The following is an 18,301-nucleotide window of genomic DNA, read 5'->3' as shown; positions in this document are numbered from 1 at the left end:
GGCTCCGGCAATGACGAAGCTTCGCGAACAGGCGATCGCCCTGTTCCGCCAGGGCATCGCTGCTTCGGATCCCGAGCGGGCGGTCACTTCCGCGCTCGAAGGCCGTCGCGGCGACATCGCTGCGGCCAAGCGGGTGATCCTGATCGCCTTCGGCAAGGCCGCATGCCCGATGATGCGCGCTGCCCTGCCTTTCGTATCCGACAAGCTGCATCTCGCCTGCGCGGTCACCAACCGCGAGAACCTCGCGCCCATCGCCGGGGTGGATGTCATCGCCGGCGGCCATCCGCTGCCGGATGAAGGCAGTATAGCCGGCGCCTATGCCGTCGAAAGGGCCGCCCGGGCGGCCGAGCCGGGCGATCTCGTGCTGGTGCTGGTCAGCGGCGGCGGTTCGGCGCTGATCTGCGCGCCGGTGCCGGGCGTTTCGCTCGCCGACAAGATCGCACTCAACGACGCGCTGATCCGCTCGGGCGCGGAAATCAACGAAATCAACGCCGTGCGCCAGCAGTTCTCGCGCCTCAAGGGAGGGCGGCTGGCCCAGTTGGCCTCAAGCGCGAAGATGCTGTCGCTCATCCTGTCCGACGTGCCGGGCGACGACGTCGGCACCATCGCCAGCGGGCCGACGGCGCAGCCGTCGGCCTCTGCGGCCGACGCGCTCGAGATCATCGACCATTACGGATTGCGCGAAACCCTGCCCGCGGCGCTGCGCACGCATGTCGACCACCTTCTGGAGCGCGACGAGCCGATGCGCTTCGACCATGTCGAGAACATGGTGATCGGCTCCAACAGCATCAGCCTGCACCAGGTGATGGCGAGTGCCGAGGCGAGCTACCCTGTCGTGGTCAAGGCGGACGACTGGCTGAGCGGCGACGTTTCGGACGTGGCGGAAACGCTGCACCGCATGGCGATCTTTGCGGCAAGCCAGCGCGGTCCTGTCGCCATCGTCGCCGGCGGCGAACCGACCGTACGCGTCGCCGGCACCGGCATCGGCGGGCGCAACCAGGAACTGGCGCTGCGCTTTGCACTGCTCAACGAGTGGGCCGCCATCAAGCGGCCCTGGGTGTTCCTCAGCGGCGGCACCGACGGGCGCGACGGGCCGACCGACGCCGCGGGCGGCATCGTCGATCCGAGCTCAACGAGCTGGATGCGCAAGGTCGGCTGCAATCCGGTGGCGCTGCTGGAGAACAACGATTCCTACCATGCCCTGGAATCCTCCGGTGACCTGCTGATCACCGGCGCCACGGGCACCAATGTCGCCGACCTGCAGATCCTGCTGATGCAGTGACCGGGCAGCCGCCCGACCGGCCTGAGTTCCGGGCCGGCATGCATCCCGCAACTCTCCTCACTGCCCGTGCAGACGCCGGGCACAGGGGTCGCCGCAGCGTCAATGCAGGCGCCTACAACTGTTGTGTAATCCCTGGAAAATGTTTACTCTCGGTGAAATAAATTCAGCGAGGCAGGCATGTCCAAGGAAAAGGCAAACCACGGGTCCAGCAAGAAGAATGGCAAGACGGCGCATGTCGGCGTGGCTAGCGGCGCCGCCAAGGCGGCACTTGCCCGCGTCTCGCCGCTGACGCAGGATCCCCATGCCACGCGCGACACCCGGGAAAAGGTGCTCGAAGTTGCGATCGGCCATGAAGTGCGCGCCTTCCGCAAGAAGCTCGGCATCACCGTCGCCGACCTTGCCGCCACCACCGACATCTCGCTCGGCATGCTGTCGAAGATCGAGAACGGCATCACCTCGCCGTCGCTGACCACGCTGCAGGCACTTTCGCGGGCATTGGGCGTGCCGCTCACCTCCTTCTTCCGCCGCTTCGAGGAGGAGCGCAACGCCGTCTTCGTCAAGGCCGGCGAGGGGGTCGACGTCGAACGGCGCGGCACGCGCGCCGGCCACCAGTACACGCTGCTCGGCCATATCGGTTCCGACACCAGCGGCGTGACGGTCGAGCCCTACCTGATCACGCTGACCGAGGATTCGGACGTCTTCCCGACGTTCCAGCATGACGGCATGGAGTTCCTCTACATGCTGGAGGGCGAGGTCGTTTACCGCCACAGCAACAATCTCTACCGCATGACGCCCGGCGACAGCCTGTTCTTCGACGCCGACGCTCCACACGGGCCGGAAGAACTGACGCACCTGCCGATCAAGTATCTGTCGATCATCTCCTATCCGCGCAACCGCGGAAACGACTAAGCGCTCGGTTGGGCGCCGCACTCTCCCCAACCACAGACAAATCGGGCGACGACACACCGCTTGCGCTGCCGGCGCGAGCGAACGGGCATGTGCGTGCCGCATCCACCTGCAATTGGTCCCGCGCCGAAGGCCGCTCTTCCGGTCGAAAGCCCGCAAGAGGTGGGGATTTCCCGCAACCAAGTCGGGGGAGGGCGGTTCGGCCGCGGCCCGGTCGACCGCCTCGCGCCCCTCACGACCAAGATGTTTTTCTACAGGAATAAAAAATTCATCACAGTTGAATTCACTCCGGGAACCTGCTAGCTTTTGTCACAGGCAGCCAAAGAGGTGAGGAAACCCGGATGTGCGGAATTGTAGGACTCTTTCTGAAGGACAAGTCGCTGGAGCCCCAGCTGGGCGCGCTGCTGTCCGAAATGCTCGTGACCATGACGGACCGCGGCCCCGATAGTGCCGGCATCGCCATCTACGGCGCAGGCGCCAAGGGCCAAGGCAAGATCACCGTTCAGTCGGCCGCTGCGGAAGAGGACTTCAAGGGCCTCGACGCCGAGCTCGGCAAGAAGATCGGCGCCAAGGTCTCGGCGACCATCAAGTCGACCCACGCGGTCCTGGACGTGCCCGCCGACAAGATCGGGGAAGCCCGTGCCGCGATTGCCGAGCTGCGCCCGAACGTGCGGATCATGGGTGCTGGCGAAGCGATCGAAATCTACAAGGAAGTCGGCCTGCCGGTCGAAGTCGTGAAGCGCTTCGACGTCACCAAGATGAGCGGCAGCCACGGCATCGGCCACACCCGCATGGCCACCGAATCCGCCGTCACCACGCTGGGCGCGCACCCCTTCTCGACCGGTCCGGACCAATGCCTGGTGCACAACGGCTCGCTGTCGAACCACAACAACCTGCGCCGCGAACTGATCCGCGACGGCATGCGCTTCGAGACCGAGAACGATACCGAGGTCGCGGCCGCCTATCTCTCGTCCAAGATCGCCCACGGCCAGAATCTCGGCGAGGCACTGGAAAGCAGCCTCAACGACCTCGACGGCTTCTTCACCTTCGTGGTCGGCACCAAGAATGGCTTCGGCGTCGTCCGCGACCCGATCTCCTGCAAGCCGGCCGTCATGGCCGAGACCGATCAGTACGTCGCCTTCGGCTCCGAGTATCGCGCACTCGCAAACCTGCCCGGGATCGAGGAAGCCCGGGTCTGGGAGCCGGAACCGTCCACCGTCTATTTCTGGGAGCACTGAGACTATGCATTCAACGAATCTTGCGACGGCCCCCCTGCATGAGGTCAACTACGCGCCCAAGATCTTCGACTTGTCGAAGAACACCTTGCGCGAATTCAACCAAGCCCTCCATGAGGTCAAGGACGCGACCGGCGAGCCGAATTGGGAGGTTCTCAATCCGAAGGGCAGCCACGCGGTCGCCGTCGGCGCCGAGCACCCGATCTCCATCGATGTGCAGGGCAGTGTCGGCTACTATTGCGGCGGCATGAACCAGAACGCCACCATCACCGTGCACGGCTCGGCCGGCCCGGGCGTCGGCGAAAACATGATGTCGGGCACCATCGTCGTGAAGGGTGACGCCAGCCAGTATGCCGGCGCCACCGGCCGCGGCGGCCTGCTGGTCATCGAAGGCAACGCCTCGTCGCGCTGCGGCATCTCGATGAAGGGCATCAACATCGTCGTCCGCGGCAATATCGGCCACATGTCGGCCTTCATGGCCCAGTCGGGCAACCTGGTGGTGCTGGGCGATGCCGGCGATGCACTCGGCGACTCGATCTACGAAGCCCGCCTGTTCGTGCGCGGCTCGGTCAAGAGCCTCGGCGCGGACTGCATCAAGAAGGAGATGCGCCCCGAGCACATCGCCATCCTGAAGGATCTGCTCGACCGCGCCGGCATCAGCGACGTCAAGCCCGAAGAGTTCACGCGCTACGGTTCGGCGCGCACGCTCTACAACTTCAACATCGACAACGCCGACGCTTACTGAGGAACAAAATGAGCTATCACAATCCTCCGACGACGCCCCGCAAGTCGGCAACCTTCGATGAATACGCGATGTCCGAAATCCGTCGCGCCGCAGCGACGGGCATCTACGACATCCGCGGCTCGGGCGCCAAGCGCAAGGTTCCGCACTTCGACGACCTCCTGTTCCTCGGCGCCTCGATCTCGCGCTATCCGCTGGAGGGCTATCGCGAACGCTGCGATACTTCGGTGGTTCTCGGCACCCGCTATGCCAAGAAGCCGATCGAACTGAAGATCCCGGTCACGGTCGCCGGCATGAGCTTCGGCTCGCTGTCGGGCCCGGCCAAGGAAGCCCTCGGCCGCGGCGCCACCCTTTCGGGCACGTCGACCACCACCGGCGACGGCGGCATGACCGAGGAAGAGCGCGGTCACTCCAAGCAGCTGGTCTACCAGTACCTGCCGTCGCGCTACGGCATGAACCCGCGCGACCTGCGCCGTGCCGATGCCATTGAAATCGTGGTCGGCCAGGGCGCCAAGCCGGGCGGCGGCGGCATGCTGCTGGGCCAGAAGATCTCCGACCGCGTCGCCGAGATGCGCACCCTGCCCAAGGGCATCGACCAGCGCTCGGCCTGCCGCCACCCCGACTGGACAGGTCCGGACGATCTCGAGATCAAGATCCTCGAAATCCGCGAGATCACCGACTGGGAAAAGCCGATCTACGTCAAGGTGGGCGGCGCACGCCCCTACTACGACACGGCCCTCGCAGTGAAGGCTGGCGCCGACGTCGTCGTGCTCGACGGCATGCAGGGCGGTACCGCGGCGACGCAGGAAGTGTTCATCGAGCACGTCGGCCAGCCGACGCTCGCCTGCATCCGTCCGGCGGTGAAGGCGCTGCAGGACCTCGGCATGCATCGCAAGGTCCAGCTGATCGTCTCCGGTGGCATACGCAATGGCGCGGACGTGGCCAAAGCGCTGGCACTCGGCGCCGATGCAGTATCTATCGGAACCGCGGCTCTGGTCGCACTGGGTGACAACGATCCGCGTTGGGAGAGCGAATACCAGAAGCTTGGCACCACCTCCGGTGCTTACGACGACTGGCACGAGGGCAAGGACCCGGCCGGCATCACCACGCAGGATCCCGAGCTGATGAAGCGCGTCGATCCGATCGCGGCGGGCCGCCGTCTGGCAAATTACCTGAAGGTCATGACGCTCGAGGCACAGACCATTGCTCGCGCCTGCGGCAAGAATCACCTGCACAATCTCGAGCCTGAGGATCTCTGCGCTCTGACGATCGAGGCAGCCGCCATGGCCGGCGTGCCGCTTGCGGGGACAAACTGGGTACCGGGGAAGGGTGCCTTTTAAACCACAAGGATTGGGAGGAGCAATTCATGGGAACGGCCTTCGAAGCCAAAATCGACCAGTCCGAGGTGACTGATCTCAAGGAGTTCGCAAGGGCTCGCAACATCAAGTACTTCATGGTCTCCTACACGGACCTGTTCGGCGGTCAGCGCGCCAAGCTGGTGCCCGCCCAGGCCATCGGAGACATGCAGAAGGAGGGAGCCGGCTTCGCCGGCTTCGCCACGTGGCTGGACCTCACGCCGGCACATCCCGACATGCTGGCCGTGCCGGATCCGTCCTCGGTCATCCAGCTGCCCTGGCGCCCCGAAGTGGCCTGGCTCGCTTCGGACTGCCTGATGGAAGGCAAGGGGGTCTCGCAGGCTCCGCGCAACACGCTGAAGCGCCTCGTCGCCGAAGCCGCCAAGGAAGGCATGCGCGTAAAGACCGGTGTCGAGCCGGAGTTCTTCCTCACGACGCCTGACGGCAACCAAATCGCCGACGAGTACGACACGGCCGCCAAGTCCTGCTACGACCAGCAGGCGGTGATGCGCCGCTTCGACGTCATCGCCGAGATCTGCGACGCGATGCTCGACCTCGGCTGGAAGCCCTACCAGAACGACCATGAGGACGCGAACGGCCAGTTCGAAATGAACTGGGAGTATGACGACGTTCTGCAGACCGCCGACAAGCACTCCTTCTTCAAGTTCATGGTCCGCTCGATCGCCGAGAAGCACGGCCTGCGCGCCACCTTCATGCCGAAGCCCTTCCAGGGCCTGACCGGCTCCGGCTGCCATGCCCACATCTCGGTCTGGGATCTCGCCGGCAAGTCGAACGCCTTCGCCGACAAGAGCATGGAGCTCGGCCTCTCGGAGAAGGGCAGGCACTTCCTCGGCGGCATCATGAAGCACGCCTCGGCGCTCGCGGCGATCTGCAACCCGACCGTCAACTCCTACAAGCGCATCAACGCCCCGCGCACGCTCTCGGGTGCGACCTGGGCGCCGAACACAGTGACCTGGACCGGCAACAACCGCACCCACATGGTGCGCGTGCCCGGTCCGGGCCGCTTCGAACTGCGCCTGCCGGACGGCGCGGCCAACCCCTACCTGATGCAGGCTGTGATCATCGCCGCCGGCCTCAGCGGCATCCGCACCAAGGCCGATCCCGGCCCGCGCAGCGATGTCGACATGTACCGGGAAGGCCACACGGTCACCCACGGCGCCAAGCTGCCGCTCAACCTGCTCGATGCGCTTCGTGCCTATGACGAAGACGCCGAGCTCAAGGCCGCGATGGGCGAGGACTTCTCCTCCGCCTTCATCAAGCTGAAGACCCAGGAGTGGAACTCCTACGCCTCGCACTTCACCCAGTGGGAGCGCGACCACACGCTGGACGTCTGAGGCGCCAGCACCAGGCACAGCGCCCGGCCTTCGGGTCGGGCGCAGTCCAAGCACGTGTCAAATTTCGCCGGAACTCATGCGATGAAATATTCGATCTTCTCACTCGCCAAGGCCGCTTTGTCCGGTCACAAGGGCTGGACCCGGGCCTGGCGCGATCCGGCACCCAAGAGCCACTACGACGTGGTCATCATCGGCGGCGGCGGCCATGGCCTCGCGACCGCCTACTTCCTTGCCCACGAATACGGCATCCGCAACGTCGCGGTGCTGGAGAAGGGCTGGATCGGCTCCGGCAACGCCGGCCGCAACACCACCATCATCCGCTCCAACTACGGCCTGCCAGGCAATACCGGCTTCTACGAGCTGTCGATGAAGCTCTGGGAGCGCATGGAGCAGGACCTGAACTACAACGCGATGGTCAGCCAGCGCGGCATCATCAACCTCTATCACTCCGACGCGCAGCGCGACGCGTTTGCCCGCCGCGGCAACACCATGCGCATCAACGGCATCGACGCCGAGCTTTTGGACGCAGTGCAGATCCGCAAGGAGCTGCCGTTCCTGAATTACGACAGCCCGCGTTTCCCGATCATGGGCGGCCTGCTGCAGCGCCGCGCCGGCACGGCCCGCCACGACGCCGTCGTCTGGGGCTATGCGCGCGCCGCCGACCAGCGCGGCGTCGACATCATCCAGAATTGCGAGGTCACCGGCTTCGTGCGCGACCAGAACGGCAAAGTCACCGGCGTGGAGACGAGCCGCGGCAGGATCGGCGCCGGCAAGGTCGGCATGGCGGTCGCCGGCAACACCTCGCGGGTCGCGGCCATGGCCGGCATGAAGCTGCCGATCGAGAGCCACGTGCTGCAGGCCTTCGTCTCCGAGGCGATCAAGCCGCTGATCCCGGGCGTCATCACTTTCGGCGCCGGCCACTTCTACATCAGCCAGTCCGACAAGGGCGGCCTCGTCTTCGGCGGCGATCTCGACGGCTACAATTCCTACGCCCAGCGTGGCAACATGCCGGTGATCGAGGATGTCTGCGAAGGCGGCATGGCCGTGATGCCGATGATCGGCCGCGTCCGCATGCTGCGCCAGTGGGGCGGCATAATGGACATGTCGATGGACGGCACGCCGATCATCGACAAGACGCCCATCGACGGCCTCTATCTCAATGCCGGCTGGTGCTACGGCGGCTTCAAGGCGACGCCGGCCTCCGGCCTGGTCTTCGCGCATCTGCTCGCCCGCGACGAACCGCACCACGAGGCGGCGCGCTTCCGGCTCGACCGGTTCCGCCGCGGCGCGATGATCGACGAAAAGGGCCAGGGCGCCCAGCCAAACCTGCACTGAAAGCGAGATTCCCGGAAATGCGTATTGCATGTCCCTTCTGCGGCGAACGCGAGAACGGCGAGTTCACCTATCTCGGCGACGCCTCGCCCAAGCGGCCCACCTTTGCCATCGACGGCGGCGACAGCCCCGAACTCGTCGAGGACGCCTTCTACGACTACGTCTACCTGCGCGACAACGTGGCCGGCGTCATGCGCGAGTACTGGTACCACGGCGGCGGCTGCCGCTCCTGGCTCATCGCCGAGCGCAACACGGTCACCCATGAATTCATATCGGTGAAGGCAGCCCCAGGTGCAGGTGCTGCCAAGCCGGCGCAGGCAGGAGAGTGACCATGTCGGGCTATTCCCAATCAGAGTCGCTCGGCAGGACAGCCGCAGTGGAAAGCGCTTCCAGCGCCCGCAGCCAGGCCGCCTCGGCCAGCCAGTCGCACCGCCTGCGCAGCGGCGGCCTGATCGACCGCAAGGTGCCGCTGCAGTTCACCTTCGATGGCCAGGCCATGACCGGCTTTGCCGGCGATACGCTGGCCTCGGCGCTCGTCGCCAACGGCGTCAAGCTGGTGGCGCGCTCGTTCAAGTATCACCGCCCGCGCGGTATCATCACCGCCGGTTCCGAGGAGCCGAGCGCGCTGGTCGAGATGCGCACCGGGGCCCGCAAGGAGCCCAACACCCGCGCCACCACGCAGGAACTCTACGACGGGCTGGTCGCCAACAGCCAGAACCGCTGGCCGTCGCTGCGCCGCGACTTCATGTCGATCAACCAGTTGGCCGCGCCGATCTTCGTCGCCGGCTTCTACTACAAGACCTTCATGTGGCCGGCGAAGTTCTGGGAGAAGATCTACGAGCCGCTGATCCGCCGCGCCGCAGGCCTCGGCAAGAGCGCCGAACTGCCCGATCCCGACCACTACGACAAGGCCTGGGCGCATTGCGACGTGCTCGTCGTCGGCGCCGGTCCGGCCGGCCTTTCGGCGGCGCTCGCCGCCGGCCGCGCCGGTTCGCGCGTCATCCTGGTCGAGGAGGACAGCCATGTCGGCGGCCGCCTGCTCAGCGACGGCGGCGAGATCGACGGCATGCATGCCGAGGAGTGGGTGCGAAGCGCAAGCGAAGAACTCGCTGGCCTGCCCAATGTCCGCGTCTTGACCCGCACGGCCTTGTTCGGCGTCTATGACGGCGGCGTCCACGCGGCGCTCGAGCGCGTCAACGACCATGTGCCGGTTCCCGGTCCGCATCAGGTTCGCCAGCGCGTCTGGCGCATCGTCGCCAAGCGCTCGGTCGTCACCGCCGGCGCCATCGAACGGCCGATCGTCTTCCCGGGCAATGACCGTCCCGGCGTGATGATGGCTTCCGCGGTGCGCACCTATGTCAACCGCTTCGCCGCCATGCCCGGCCGCAAGGTGGCGCTGTTCACCAACAACGACGACGGCTGGCGCACGGTCGAGGCGATCCAGCAGGCCGGCGGCGACATCGCCGCGGTCATCGATCCGCGCGGCAAGGTGCCAGCCGAATACCAGGCCGTTGCCGAACTGTCGGATCTGCGGGTGATTTCCGGCGGTGTCTCCGACGTCAAGGGCGGCGTCGACGGCGTGCGTGCCGTCGTCGTCACCGACAGCAATGGCCGCACCCAGCAGATCGACGCCGATTGCCTGGCCGTCTCGGGCGGCTGGAACCCCAATGTCGGGCTCTCCTGCTTCCATCGCGGCAAGCCGGTGTGGCGCGAAGACATCGCCGCCTTCGTGCCGGGCGATGCCCCCAGGGGCATGCGCCTGACCGGCGCGGCCAATGGCGAGTTCTCGCTCGGTGCCTGCCTGCGCGACGGCCATGCGGCGGGCGCCGCGGCCGCCGCCGAATGCGGTGCTGCGGGCCATCCCGGCGAGGTATCGGAAGCCGGTGACGAGGCCTATGCGATCTCGCCGCTGTGGCAGGTCAGGGCCAAGGGCAAGGCCTTCGTCGACTTCCAGCACGACGTCACCGCCTCCGACGTGACGCTGGCGCAGCGCGAAGGCTTCGAGAGCGTCGAGCACCTCAAGCGCTACACCACGCTCGGCATGGCAACCGACCAGGGCAAGACCTCGAACATCACCGGTCTCGCCATCATGGCCGCAGCGACCGGCCGGACCATCCCGGAAACGGGGACGACGATCTACCGTCCGCCCTATGCGCCGGTTGCCATCGGCGCGCTCGCCGGCCACCACCGCGACGAGAATTTCCACGCCTGGCGGCTGACGCCGTCGCACCACTGGGCCGCCGCCCGTGGCGCCGTGTTCGTCGACACCGGCCTGTGGAAGCGGGCGCAATGGTATCCGCAGCCGGGCGAGAAGGACTGGCTGGAATCGGTGACGCGCGAAGTGCTCGCGGTGCGCAACGGCGTCGGCTTCTGCGACGTCTCGACGCTCGGCAAGGTCGACGTGCGCGGCGCTGACGCCGGCACCTTCCTCGACCGTGTCTACATCAATGCCTTCTCCGCGCTGGGTGTCGGTAAGGCCCGCTACGGCCTGATGCTGCGCGAGGACGGCATCGTCATGGACGATGGCACGACGTCGCGTCTCGCCGAGGACCACTACTTCCTCACCACCACCACGGCCAAGGCCGGCCCCGTGATGGCGCATCTCGAATTCTGCCGCCAGGTGCTCTGGCCCGAACTCGACGTGCAGCTGTCGTCGGCCTCCGACCAGTGGGCGCAGTTCTCCATCGCCGGCCCGAACACGCGCAAGCTCTTGCAGGCGCTGGTCGATCCGTCGGAGGACCTCAGCAACGAGGGCTTCCCCTTCATGGGCGCCCGCGAGGTCAAGCTGCGCGGCGGCGTTGTGGCACGACTGTTCCGCATCTCCTTCTCGGGTGAGATGGCTTTCGAGATCTCGGTGCCGGCGCGATATGGCGCGGCGATGGCCGAGAACCTGATGATCGCCGGCAAGCCCTATGGCGTCACCCCCTACGGCACGGAAGCGCTGGGCGTGATGCGCATCGAGAAGGGCCATGTCGCCGGCCCTGAACTCAACGGCACGACCACCGCCGACGATCTCGGGCTGGGCAAGATGATGTCCAAGAAGAAGGACTTCATCGGCCGCGTCATGGCCGGTCGGCCGGCTTTGACCGCACCCGACCGCCAGGTCGTCGTCGGCATCAAGCCGGTGGACGCCAAGCGCAGGCTTCGTTCGGGCGCCCATGTCATGCCGAAGGGTTCGATCGCCGGCCCCGAAACCGACCAGGGCTACGTCACCTCGGTCTGCTACTCGCCGATGTTGCAGCAATGGATCGGCCTCGGCCTGGTCGAGCGCGGCCGCGAGCGCATCGGCGAAATCGTCCGCATCTTCGATCCGCTGCGGAGCGAGGACTACGAGGCCGAAATCTGCAACCCTGTCTTCTACGATCCCGAGGGAGTGCGCCAGCGTGGCTGATTTTTCCTGGAACACCCAGACGCCGCTCGCTAAGGCGCTCGTCCCCGGCCGTCATGGCGCAGCGGGTGCTACGGCCGGCGTGACGCTCACCGAAGTCCGCGATCTCGTGCTGATGCAGGTAATGGCGCGCCGCGGCAAGGCCGCCGACACCGCCAAGGCGGCGAAGAAGCTGCTCGGCGCCGAGCCGCCGGCTACGCCCAAGGCGGTTGCCGGCAAGGGCGCGACGCTGATCTGGTCGGGTCCCGACCAGTTCACGGTCTTTGCGCCGCGCGGCGACGAGGCTGCCCAGCTCGACGCCATGAACAACGCGTTCGCGGGCGTGGCTTCGCTGTCGGACCAGTGCGACGGACGCTGCCTGATCCGTGTTTCGGGCCCACGGGCCCGCGACATGATCGCAAAATTCTCGTCGCTCGACCTCGATGACAGCGTTTTCCCTGTAGGCACTGCGGCCAACACATCGGTCGACCATACCGCCGTCAATTTCTGGCGCGCTGCTGACGGTGCTGACGGCCATCCGGTCTACAACATGCTGGTTTTCACCAGCTTCGCCGACAGCCTGTGGCACGTTATCGCCGACTCCTCGATGGAATACGGCTTCGAAGCGACAAGCGCCCGCGCCGCATAGCGACCGGCTACGGTCTTCAAGCGAAAAAAGCCCCGCTCTCGACGAGCGGGGCCTTCTTCTTGCTGCTGCGCGACGTCCCCCCTTGTCAGGCGCCGCGCAGCCGAAGCCGGTTGACCAGGCAGCGTGCGAGCTCCTGGCCCGTTTCCCCTGTGCAAGCCTTCGGCCTGTAAGCCGTAGCCACATCGAGGCTGCCGCTGATCGCCTCCAGCAGCGAGGTGTCCTCTGCCGCTGCGACGAGAGCTGCGACCGCGAGCGGGTCGACGCCGACGTCCCCTTGGTCCTGTCCGTTCGCCGGGTCGGCGTAGTGCGCCAGCATCGACCGGATCAGCTCGTTCTTGCTGGCGAAGTGATGCAGCAAGCCCCCCTTGCTGAAGCCCGCCTCGCGGGCGACGGCGTCGAGCGTGACCTTGCCGAAGCCGTGCTCCAGGGCGACGGCGACCGCCGCGCGATAGAGCCGGAGCTTCGGGTCGGCATCCAGCGACGGAGCCGGCAAGCGGGCGGCCGGCTCCCTGCCTCGCTCGTTCATTCGGCCGGAACCTGCACCGCTTCCGGTGCAGCTGCCTGTGCCTGGGTCTTGCCGCGTCCGAACAGCTTCATGATGAACACGAAGAAGACGGGCACGAAGAAGACCGCGAGCACTGTCGCCGAGATCATGCCGCCCAGCACGCCCGTGCCGATGGCGTTCTGGCTGGCAGCACTGGCGCCGGTGGCGATCGCCAGCGGCACGACGCCCAGGCTGAAGGCCAGCGAGGTCATGATGATCGGCCGGAAGCGCAGCTTGGCCGCCTCGATCGTCGCATCGACAAGGGACATGCCTTCCTTGCGCAGGTCCTTGGCGAACTCGATGATCAGGATCGCGTTCTTGGCCGAAAGTCCGATGATCGCGATCAGGCCCACCTTGAAGTAGACGTCGTTCGGCATGCCCATGTACATGACCGCGAGCACCGAGCCCAGCACGCCCAGCGGCACGACCAGGATGACCGACAGCGGAATCGACCAGCTTTCGTAGAGTGCCGCAAGCAAAAGGAACACGAACAGGATGCTGAGCCCGATCAGGGCAGGGGCCTGCGCACCTGATTGGATCTCCTGAAGCGACTGGCCGGTCCATTCGTAGCCGAAGCCGGCGGGCAACTCTCCGGCCAGGCGCTCCATCTCGGCGATGGCAGCGCCCGACGAGTAGCCGGCGGCGGCCTGACCGCTGATGCGCACCGATGGATAGCCGTTGTAGCCGACGATCTGGGCCGGCCCCTTCTGCCATTCGACGCTGGCAAAGGAAGACAGCGGAACCATGCCGCCATGGGCGTTGCGGACGTTGAGATTTAGGAGATCCTCGGTCTGCATGCGCCGGCCTGCGTCGGACTGCACCGTCACGCGCTGCATCCTGCCGGCGTTCGGGAAGTCGTTGACATAAGCCGAGCCGAGATTGGCCGAGATCGTCGAGTTGATGTCGGCAAAGGTCACACCGAAGGTGTTGGCCTTCTCGCGGTCGATCAGGAGATTGACCTGCGCGGCATCGGGCATGCCCTCGACGCGCACGCCGGTGACGATCTCGCTCTTGGCAGCGGCCGCCATCAACTGGTCTCGAGCCGCGAGCAACGCCTGCTGGCCGCTGCCCGATCTGTCCTGGAGACGGAAGGTGAAGCCGTTGGACGTGCCGAGGCCCTGGATCGGCGGCGGCGACAGCGCGAACGAGACCGCATCCTTCATCTGGAACAGCGCCTTGTTCGCCCGGCCCGCGATGGCCGCGGCCGAATTCTCATCGTCGCGCTCGCTCCAGTCGTCCAGCGTGACGAAGGCGAGACCGGCGTTCTGGCCCGCGCCGGAGAAGCTGTAGCCGCGCACTACGATCATGCGGTCGACCGCCTCCTCGTCCATGAACACCTTCTCGACCTGCTGGGCGATCGCACCGGTGCGGTTGCTGCTCGATTCCGGCGGCCCCTGGATGTCGACGATCAGGTAGCCCTGGTCCTCGTTGGGCAGGAAGGAGGTCGGAAGCTGCATGAAGGCCCAGCCGAGACCCGCGAGCAGCGCGAGGTAGATGACCATGAAGCGGCCGGCGCGCTTCACCACCCAGCCGACGCCCGAGGTGTAGCTGCGCGTCGTGCGGTCGAAGCCGCGGTTGAACCAGCCGAAGAAGCCCTTCTTCTCGTGATGGCCCTTGGTGATCGGCTTGAGGAAGCTGGCGCAGAGCGCCGGCGTGAGCGACAGCGCCAGGAAGCCGGAAAACAGGATCGACACCACCATCGTCAGACTGAACTGCCGGTAGATGACGCCGACCGCGCCCGGGAAGAATGCCATCGGCACGAACACGGCCGTCAGCACCACGGTGATGCCGATGATCGCACCCGAGATCTGCTTCATCGCCTTGCGAGTGGCCTCGCGTGGGGACAGGCCTTCCTCGGCCATGATGCGCTCGACGTTCTCGACCACGACGATGGCGTCGTCGACGAGGATGCCGATCGCCAGCACCATGGCGAACATGGTGAGCACATTGATCGAGAAGCCGGTGGCAAGCATGACCGCGCAGGTGCCGAGCAGCGCCACGGGCACCACGAGAGTGGGAATGACCGTGTAGCGGAAGTTCTGCAGGAACAGGAACATGACCGCAAAGACGAGCAGCACTGCCTCGACGAGCGTGCTGATCACCTTCTCGATCGAGACCTTCACGAAGGGCGAGGTGTCGTAGGGAATTGCGTATTCGATGCCCGAGGGGAAATAGCGCGAAAGCTCGTCCATCTTCGCCCGCACCGCATCGGAGGTGGCGAGTGCGTTGCCGGTCGGCGACAGCTGCACGGCGATTGCGGCGCTCGGCTTGCCGTTGAGGCGTGTGGAGAAATTGTAGTTCTCGGCACCGACTTCGATGCGCGCGACGTCCGACAGGCGGACGGAAGAGCCGTCGGGATTGGCGCGCAGCACGATCGAGCCGAATTCCTCCGCCGAGGTCAGCTGGCCCTTGACCAGGACGGTGGCCGAGATCTGCTGGGTGATCGGATTGGGGTCGGCGCCGATGCGGCCCGCGGCGACCTGGGCGTTTTGCGAGCGGATCGCGTTGGTGATGTCGTCCGTCGTGAGCTTGAGGCCGACCATCTTGTCGGGGTCGATCCAGATGCGCATCGCGCGCTGGGTCGCAAACAGCTGCGCACTGCCGACACCGTCGATGCGCCGGATTTCGCTGAGCACGTTGCGGCTGAGATAGTCGCCGAGGCCGACGACGTCGAGGGAATTGTCCGTCGAGGTCACGGCGACCATCATCAGGAAGCCGCTGCCGGCCTCGTCGATGCGGATGCCGACCTGCTGGACGATCTGCGGCAGGCGGGGCTCGGCGCGGCGGACCGCGTTCTGCACGTCGATGGACGCCTGGCCGCTGTCGGTCCCGGGCGCGAAGGTCGCCGTGATGCTGACCATGCCGGAGGAATCGGACGTCGACTCGAAATACATCAGCCCCTCGACGCCGTTCAGCTCTTCCTCGATCGGACGCGTCACGCTCTGGTAGATGTCTTCGGGGGCGGCACCCGCGTAATTCGCCGAAATGGTGACCTGCGGCGGCGCCACGTTGGGATATTGCGCCACGGGCAGGAACGGCAGGGCGATCACGCCGGCGAGCATGATGAAGATCGCCACGACCCATGCGAAGATGGGCCGATTGATGAAGAACTGGGGCATTTTTCGTTTCCTTAACCGGCCTTGGGCGCGCTGTTCGACCCGGTCGGGCGGCTCTCGCCGGTTGCGGGGGCGGAGGCCGCAGCCTTCCACGGCTGGGCGGCGACCGGAGCGCCCGGCCTGACCTTCTGGAAGCCCTCGACGATGACCTTGTCGCCGGCCTTGAGACCCTCCTCGACGACCCAGCGGTCGCCGACCACACGCCCGACCTGAACGGTGCGGAGTTCAGCCACGTTCTTGTCGTTGACGACGTAGACCTGCGCCCGGCCGCCGGTGTCGCGCTGGATCGCCTGCTGCGGAACGGCAACGGCGTTCTGCTGGACGCCCTGCTGGATCTGCACGCGCACATACATGCCGGGCAGAAGGTCGCCTTCCGGATTGGGGAACTCGCCGCGCAGCGTCACCTGTCCGGTGGTCGCGTCCACCGCGGCCTCGAGGAACAACAGCTTGCCGGGATGGGCATATTCACTGCCGTCGTCGAGCCGCAGCGTGACGCGCGCACCGCTTTCCTCGGCGTTCGACACCGCGCCGTTCTCGAGCGCGCGCCTGAGCCGCAGCAGCTCGTTCGAGGATTGCGTGAAGTCGGCATAGACCGGATCGATCTGCTGGATAGTGGCAAGGCTCTCGGGGCCGTTGGCGCTGACCAGCGCACCCTCTGTGACCATGGCGCGGCCGATGCGGCCGGAGATCGGCGCCTTGATCTCGGCATAGTCGAGATTAAGCTTGGCGGTCGCGAGGCCCGCGGTGGCGATCGCCACGTCTGCGTCGGCTTGCGCCAGTGCGGCAAGCGCATTGTCGAGCTGCTGGCCGCTGGAGACGTTGCGCTCGCGCAGCTCGCTCTGCCGGTCGGCCTGCTGGCGTGCCTGCAGCTGCACGGCCTGCGCGCGCTGCAGCGTCGCCTCGGCGCTCGCCACCTGGGCGCGGAACAAAGCCGGGTCGATGCGGTAGAGCACGTCGCCCTCCTTCACCATGCTGCCCTGCTCGAAGACGCGCTCGAGCACGATGCCGGACACGCGCGGCCGCACCTCGGCGATGCGGGTGGGGGCGATGCGGCCCGGCAGCTCGTTCAGTATCGGCAGGGTCTCGGGAACGACTTCGACAACGCTGACACCGGGCGGCGGCGGGGTGGGCCGGGACTCGGCCGAACTCTCTGCCTCGCCGCAACCGGCGACAAAGGCAAGGAGGGCGGCGGCCGCGACGAGCTTCAACGGCAAGGCGGTAATCTTCATTTGGGGGGAATCCAGAGAAAAGGTTGACGTTTGCCGAAACGGCGACTGCTTCGAAGTAGTGGTTTATGGGGACGACGGCCTGTCAGCCGGCGTCGGGCGGGCCGTCGCGAGGGGTACGCAGCTGCTCGGCGTCGACCAGCCAGCCGATGTCTTGAAGGATGCTTGCGCGCTGGACCTCGGACCAGGGATGCAGCTTGTGCAATTCCAGCCTCTTGAGGCCTTCGAGGGCGAGGAAGGCCAGGACGGCGCCGCGCGGGTTCGTCGATCCTTCGGTCAAAGTGGCGATCGTCCGCTCGTAGGCCTTTTCGATGATCCCGCGCGACTCGGCGTCATGCGCCAGCGCCGAGACGAGATTGACCGCCACCGCGCGCAGATCGTCTGGCGGGCCATCGGCCGCAGCGGCGACGAGGCCGTGGATCGCGGCATTGGGAGCGTTGCCGAATGCAGCCGTCGCGGCCTGCACCCGCTCGTTTTCCTTGTGGACGCGGCGCTGGATCACCGCCCGGATCAACTGCTGCTTGGACTTGTAGTCGTAGATGACGCTCGCCTTGCTGATGCCCGCCTGCATTGCCACGGCCTCGAGCGTCAGCTGCGCCGCGCCGTCGCGCACCACGACGGCCTCCGCCGCGTCGAGAATGTCGTCCTGATCGATCGTCCTCGGGCGTGCCACGGTCCCGCACCTCGCTGCTGGCGAATTAATTACCGACTGGTCGGTTATTATATGTGCAGCGCAACATTCCATGTCAATTTCTACCCTCGACGTGGGTGGAGGCGCCGGCCAGGCCGTCCGGCAGGTTCCCGTTTTACAAGCTGCCGGACACGCGAGCGGATCGATCACGTTCCAGCATGGGTAGCCTTTAAGGTCGTTTGCGGCTCACCTCATACACACAATGAAGTGAAGGCGTTTTGACCGGCGCACGTGACGGGTGCCGCGCGGGATCGCGTAGGCGGCGGAGGGTCGAACATGGGACCGGAAAGAAAGAAGGCCTGACACACGGTGTCAGGCCTTAAAGGGCGCTCCGGGCCTGGGGGACAGGAGGGTGGGATGGAGCGCCTGGGAGCGTCGTCTCAGAACAGGCCTTCGATCTGGCCCTGTTCGTTGAGGAAGATCTTCTCCGAGGAGGGTGCCTTGGGCAGGCCGGGCATGGTCATGATCTCGCCGCAGATGGCGACGACGAAGCCGGCGCCG

General features: G+C 66.2%; 15 protein-coding genes. 10 read left to right on the top strand and 5 right to left on the bottom strand.

Features of this window, described 5'->3' with window-relative positions:
* Window positions 1-10: 10 nt before the first annotated feature.
* The 10 genes from AmiPiv_RS08410 to AmiPiv_RS08365 all read left to right on the top strand — a co-directional run bounded on the left by AmiPiv_RS08410 (window position 11) and on the right by AmiPiv_RS08365 (window position 12,223).
* Window positions 11-1,282, top strand: coding sequence for a glycerate kinase type-2 family protein (locus AmiPiv_RS08410; protein WP_340036920.1), 1,272 nt, complete (start codon window positions 11-13; stop codon window positions 1,280-1,282).
* A 177-nt stretch (window positions 1,283-1,459) separates the two neighbouring features.
* A complete protein-coding gene (locus AmiPiv_RS08405) occupies window positions 1,460-2,191 on the top strand; it encodes a helix-turn-helix domain-containing protein (protein WP_340036919.1) in 732 nt (243 codons plus the stop codon).
* A 338-nt stretch (window positions 2,192-2,529) separates the two neighbouring features.
* A complete protein-coding gene (locus tag AmiPiv_RS08400) occupies window positions 2,530-3,426 on the top strand; it encodes a class II glutamine amidotransferase (RefSeq protein ID WP_340036918.1) in 897 nt (298 codons plus the stop codon).
* A gap of 4 nt (window positions 3,427-3,430) precedes the next feature.
* Complete coding sequence (locus tag AmiPiv_RS08395) at window positions 3,431-4,168, top strand: GXGXG domain-containing protein (protein WP_340036917.1); 738 nt, start codon at window positions 3,431-3,433, stop codon at window positions 4,166-4,168.
* An 8-nt stretch (window positions 4,169-4,176) separates the two neighbouring features.
* Window positions 4,177-5,505, top strand: coding sequence for an FMN-binding glutamate synthase family protein (locus AmiPiv_RS08390; protein ID WP_340036916.1), 1,329 nt, complete (start codon window positions 4,177-4,179; stop codon window positions 5,503-5,505).
* A gap of 26 nt (window positions 5,506-5,531) precedes the next feature.
* A complete protein-coding gene (gene glnT / locus AmiPiv_RS08385) occupies window positions 5,532-6,875 on the top strand; it encodes a type III glutamate--ammonia ligase (protein WP_340036915.1) in 1,344 nt (447 codons plus the stop codon).
* Window positions 6,876-6,956: 81 nt separating this feature from the next.
* Window positions 6,957-8,210 carry a sarcosine oxidase subunit beta family protein gene (locus AmiPiv_RS08380; RefSeq protein WP_340036914.1) on the top strand — a complete coding sequence of 418 codons (1,254 nt, stop codon included), beginning with the start codon at window positions 6,957-6,959 and terminating at the stop codon, window positions 8,208-8,210.
* Window positions 8,211-8,227: 17 nt separating this feature from the next.
* The gene (locus tag AmiPiv_RS08375) at window positions 8,228-8,536 is read left to right on the top strand and encodes a sarcosine oxidase subunit delta (RefSeq protein ID WP_340036913.1); all 309 of its coding nucleotides are present in this window, start codon (window positions 8,228-8,230) and stop codon (window positions 8,534-8,536) included.
* A 2-nt stretch (window positions 8,537-8,538) separates the two neighbouring features.
* The gene (locus tag AmiPiv_RS08370; RefSeq protein ID WP_340036912.1) at window positions 8,539-11,598 is read left to right on the top strand and encodes a sarcosine oxidase subunit alpha family protein; all 3,060 of its coding nucleotides are present in this window, start codon (window positions 8,539-8,541) and stop codon (window positions 11,596-11,598) included.
* Entirely contained in the window at window positions 11,591-12,223 is a 633-nt protein-coding gene (locus AmiPiv_RS08365; protein ID WP_340036911.1) for a sarcosine oxidase subunit gamma, read from the top strand. Before AmiPiv_RS08370 ends, AmiPiv_RS08365 begins: the two co-directional genes overlap by 8 nt.
* 85 nt (window positions 12,224-12,308) lie before the next feature.
* Here the strand turns inward: AmiPiv_RS08365 and AmiPiv_RS08360 are convergent, their stop codons facing one another.
* The 5 genes from AmiPiv_RS08360 to AmiPiv_RS08340 all read right to left on the bottom strand — a co-directional run.
* Entirely contained in the window at window positions 12,309-12,749 is a 441-nt protein-coding gene (locus AmiPiv_RS08360; RefSeq protein WP_340036910.1) for a TetR/AcrR family transcriptional regulator, read from the bottom strand.
* Window positions 12,746-15,886 (bottom strand): efflux RND transporter permease subunit, encoded by a 3,141-nt coding sequence (locus AmiPiv_RS08355; RefSeq protein WP_340036909.1) that lies wholly within the window; start codon window positions 15,884-15,886, stop codon window positions 12,746-12,748. The genes AmiPiv_RS08360 and AmiPiv_RS08355 overlap by 4 nt, the downstream gene beginning before the upstream one ends.
* An 11-nt stretch (window positions 15,887-15,897) precedes the next feature.
* The gene (locus AmiPiv_RS08350; RefSeq protein WP_340036908.1) at window positions 15,898-17,112 is read right to left on the bottom strand and encodes an efflux RND transporter periplasmic adaptor subunit; all 1,215 of its coding nucleotides are present in this window, start codon (window positions 17,110-17,112) and stop codon (window positions 15,898-15,900) included.
* 82 nt (window positions 17,113-17,194) lie between these two features.
* Entirely contained in the window at window positions 17,195-17,782 is a 588-nt protein-coding gene (locus tag AmiPiv_RS08345) for a TetR/AcrR family transcriptional regulator (protein ID WP_340036907.1), read from the bottom strand.
* Between the two features lie 398 nt (window positions 17,783-18,180).
* Window positions 18,181-18,301, bottom strand: a 121-nt coding sequence (locus AmiPiv_RS08340; protein WP_340037303.1) for a formate--tetrahydrofolate ligase, incomplete at its 5' end; no start/stop codon positions are given.

This window comes from Aminobacter sp. Piv2-1 (assembly GCF_037625995.1).
GTDB lineage: Bacteria > Pseudomonadota > Alphaproteobacteria > Rhizobiales > Rhizobiaceae > Aminobacter.
Note: the sequence above shows the minus strand (reverse complement) of the source record. Positions and strands in the feature narration are given on the sequence as shown.

Coding starts and splice junctions, on each gene's coding strand:
- AmiPiv_RS08405 (WP_340036919.1), top strand. CDS start 1,460: ATGTCCAAGGAAAAGGCAAACCACGGGTCCAGCAAGAAGAATGGCAAG.
- AmiPiv_RS08375 (WP_340036913.1), top strand. CDS start 8,228: ATGCGTATTGCATGTCCCTTCTGCGGCGAACGCGAGAACGGCGAGTTC.
- AmiPiv_RS08395 (WP_340036917.1), top strand. CDS start 3,431: ATGCATTCAACGAATCTTGCGACGGCCCCCCTGCATGAGGTCAACTAC.
- AmiPiv_RS08400 (WP_340036918.1), top strand. CDS start 2,530: ATGTGCGGAATTGTAGGACTCTTTCTGAAGGACAAGTCGCTGGAGCCC.
- AmiPiv_RS08390 (WP_340036916.1), top strand. CDS start 4,177: ATGAGCTATCACAATCCTCCGACGACGCCCCGCAAGTCGGCAACCTTC.
- AmiPiv_RS08410 (WP_340036920.1), top strand. CDS start 11: ATGACGAAGCTTCGCGAACAGGCGATCGCCCTGTTCCGCCAGGGCATC.
- AmiPiv_RS08380 (WP_340036914.1), top strand. CDS start 6,957: ATGAAATATTCGATCTTCTCACTCGCCAAGGCCGCTTTGTCCGGTCAC.
- glnT (WP_340036915.1), top strand. CDS start 5,532: ATGGGAACGGCCTTCGAAGCCAAAATCGACCAGTCCGAGGTGACTGAT.
- AmiPiv_RS08370 (WP_340036912.1), top strand. CDS start 8,539: ATGTCGGGCTATTCCCAATCAGAGTCGCTCGGCAGGACAGCCGCAGTG.
- AmiPiv_RS08350 (WP_340036908.1), bottom strand. CDS start 17,112: ATGAAGATTACCGCCTTGCCGTTGAAGCTCGTCGCGGCCGCCGCCCTC.
- AmiPiv_RS08360 (WP_340036910.1), bottom strand. CDS start 12,749: ATGAACGAGCGAGGCAGGGAGCCGGCCGCCCGCTTGCCGGCTCCGTCG.
- AmiPiv_RS08355 (WP_340036909.1), bottom strand. CDS start 15,886: ATGCCCCAGTTCTTCATCAATCGGCCCATCTTCGCATGGGTCGTGGCG.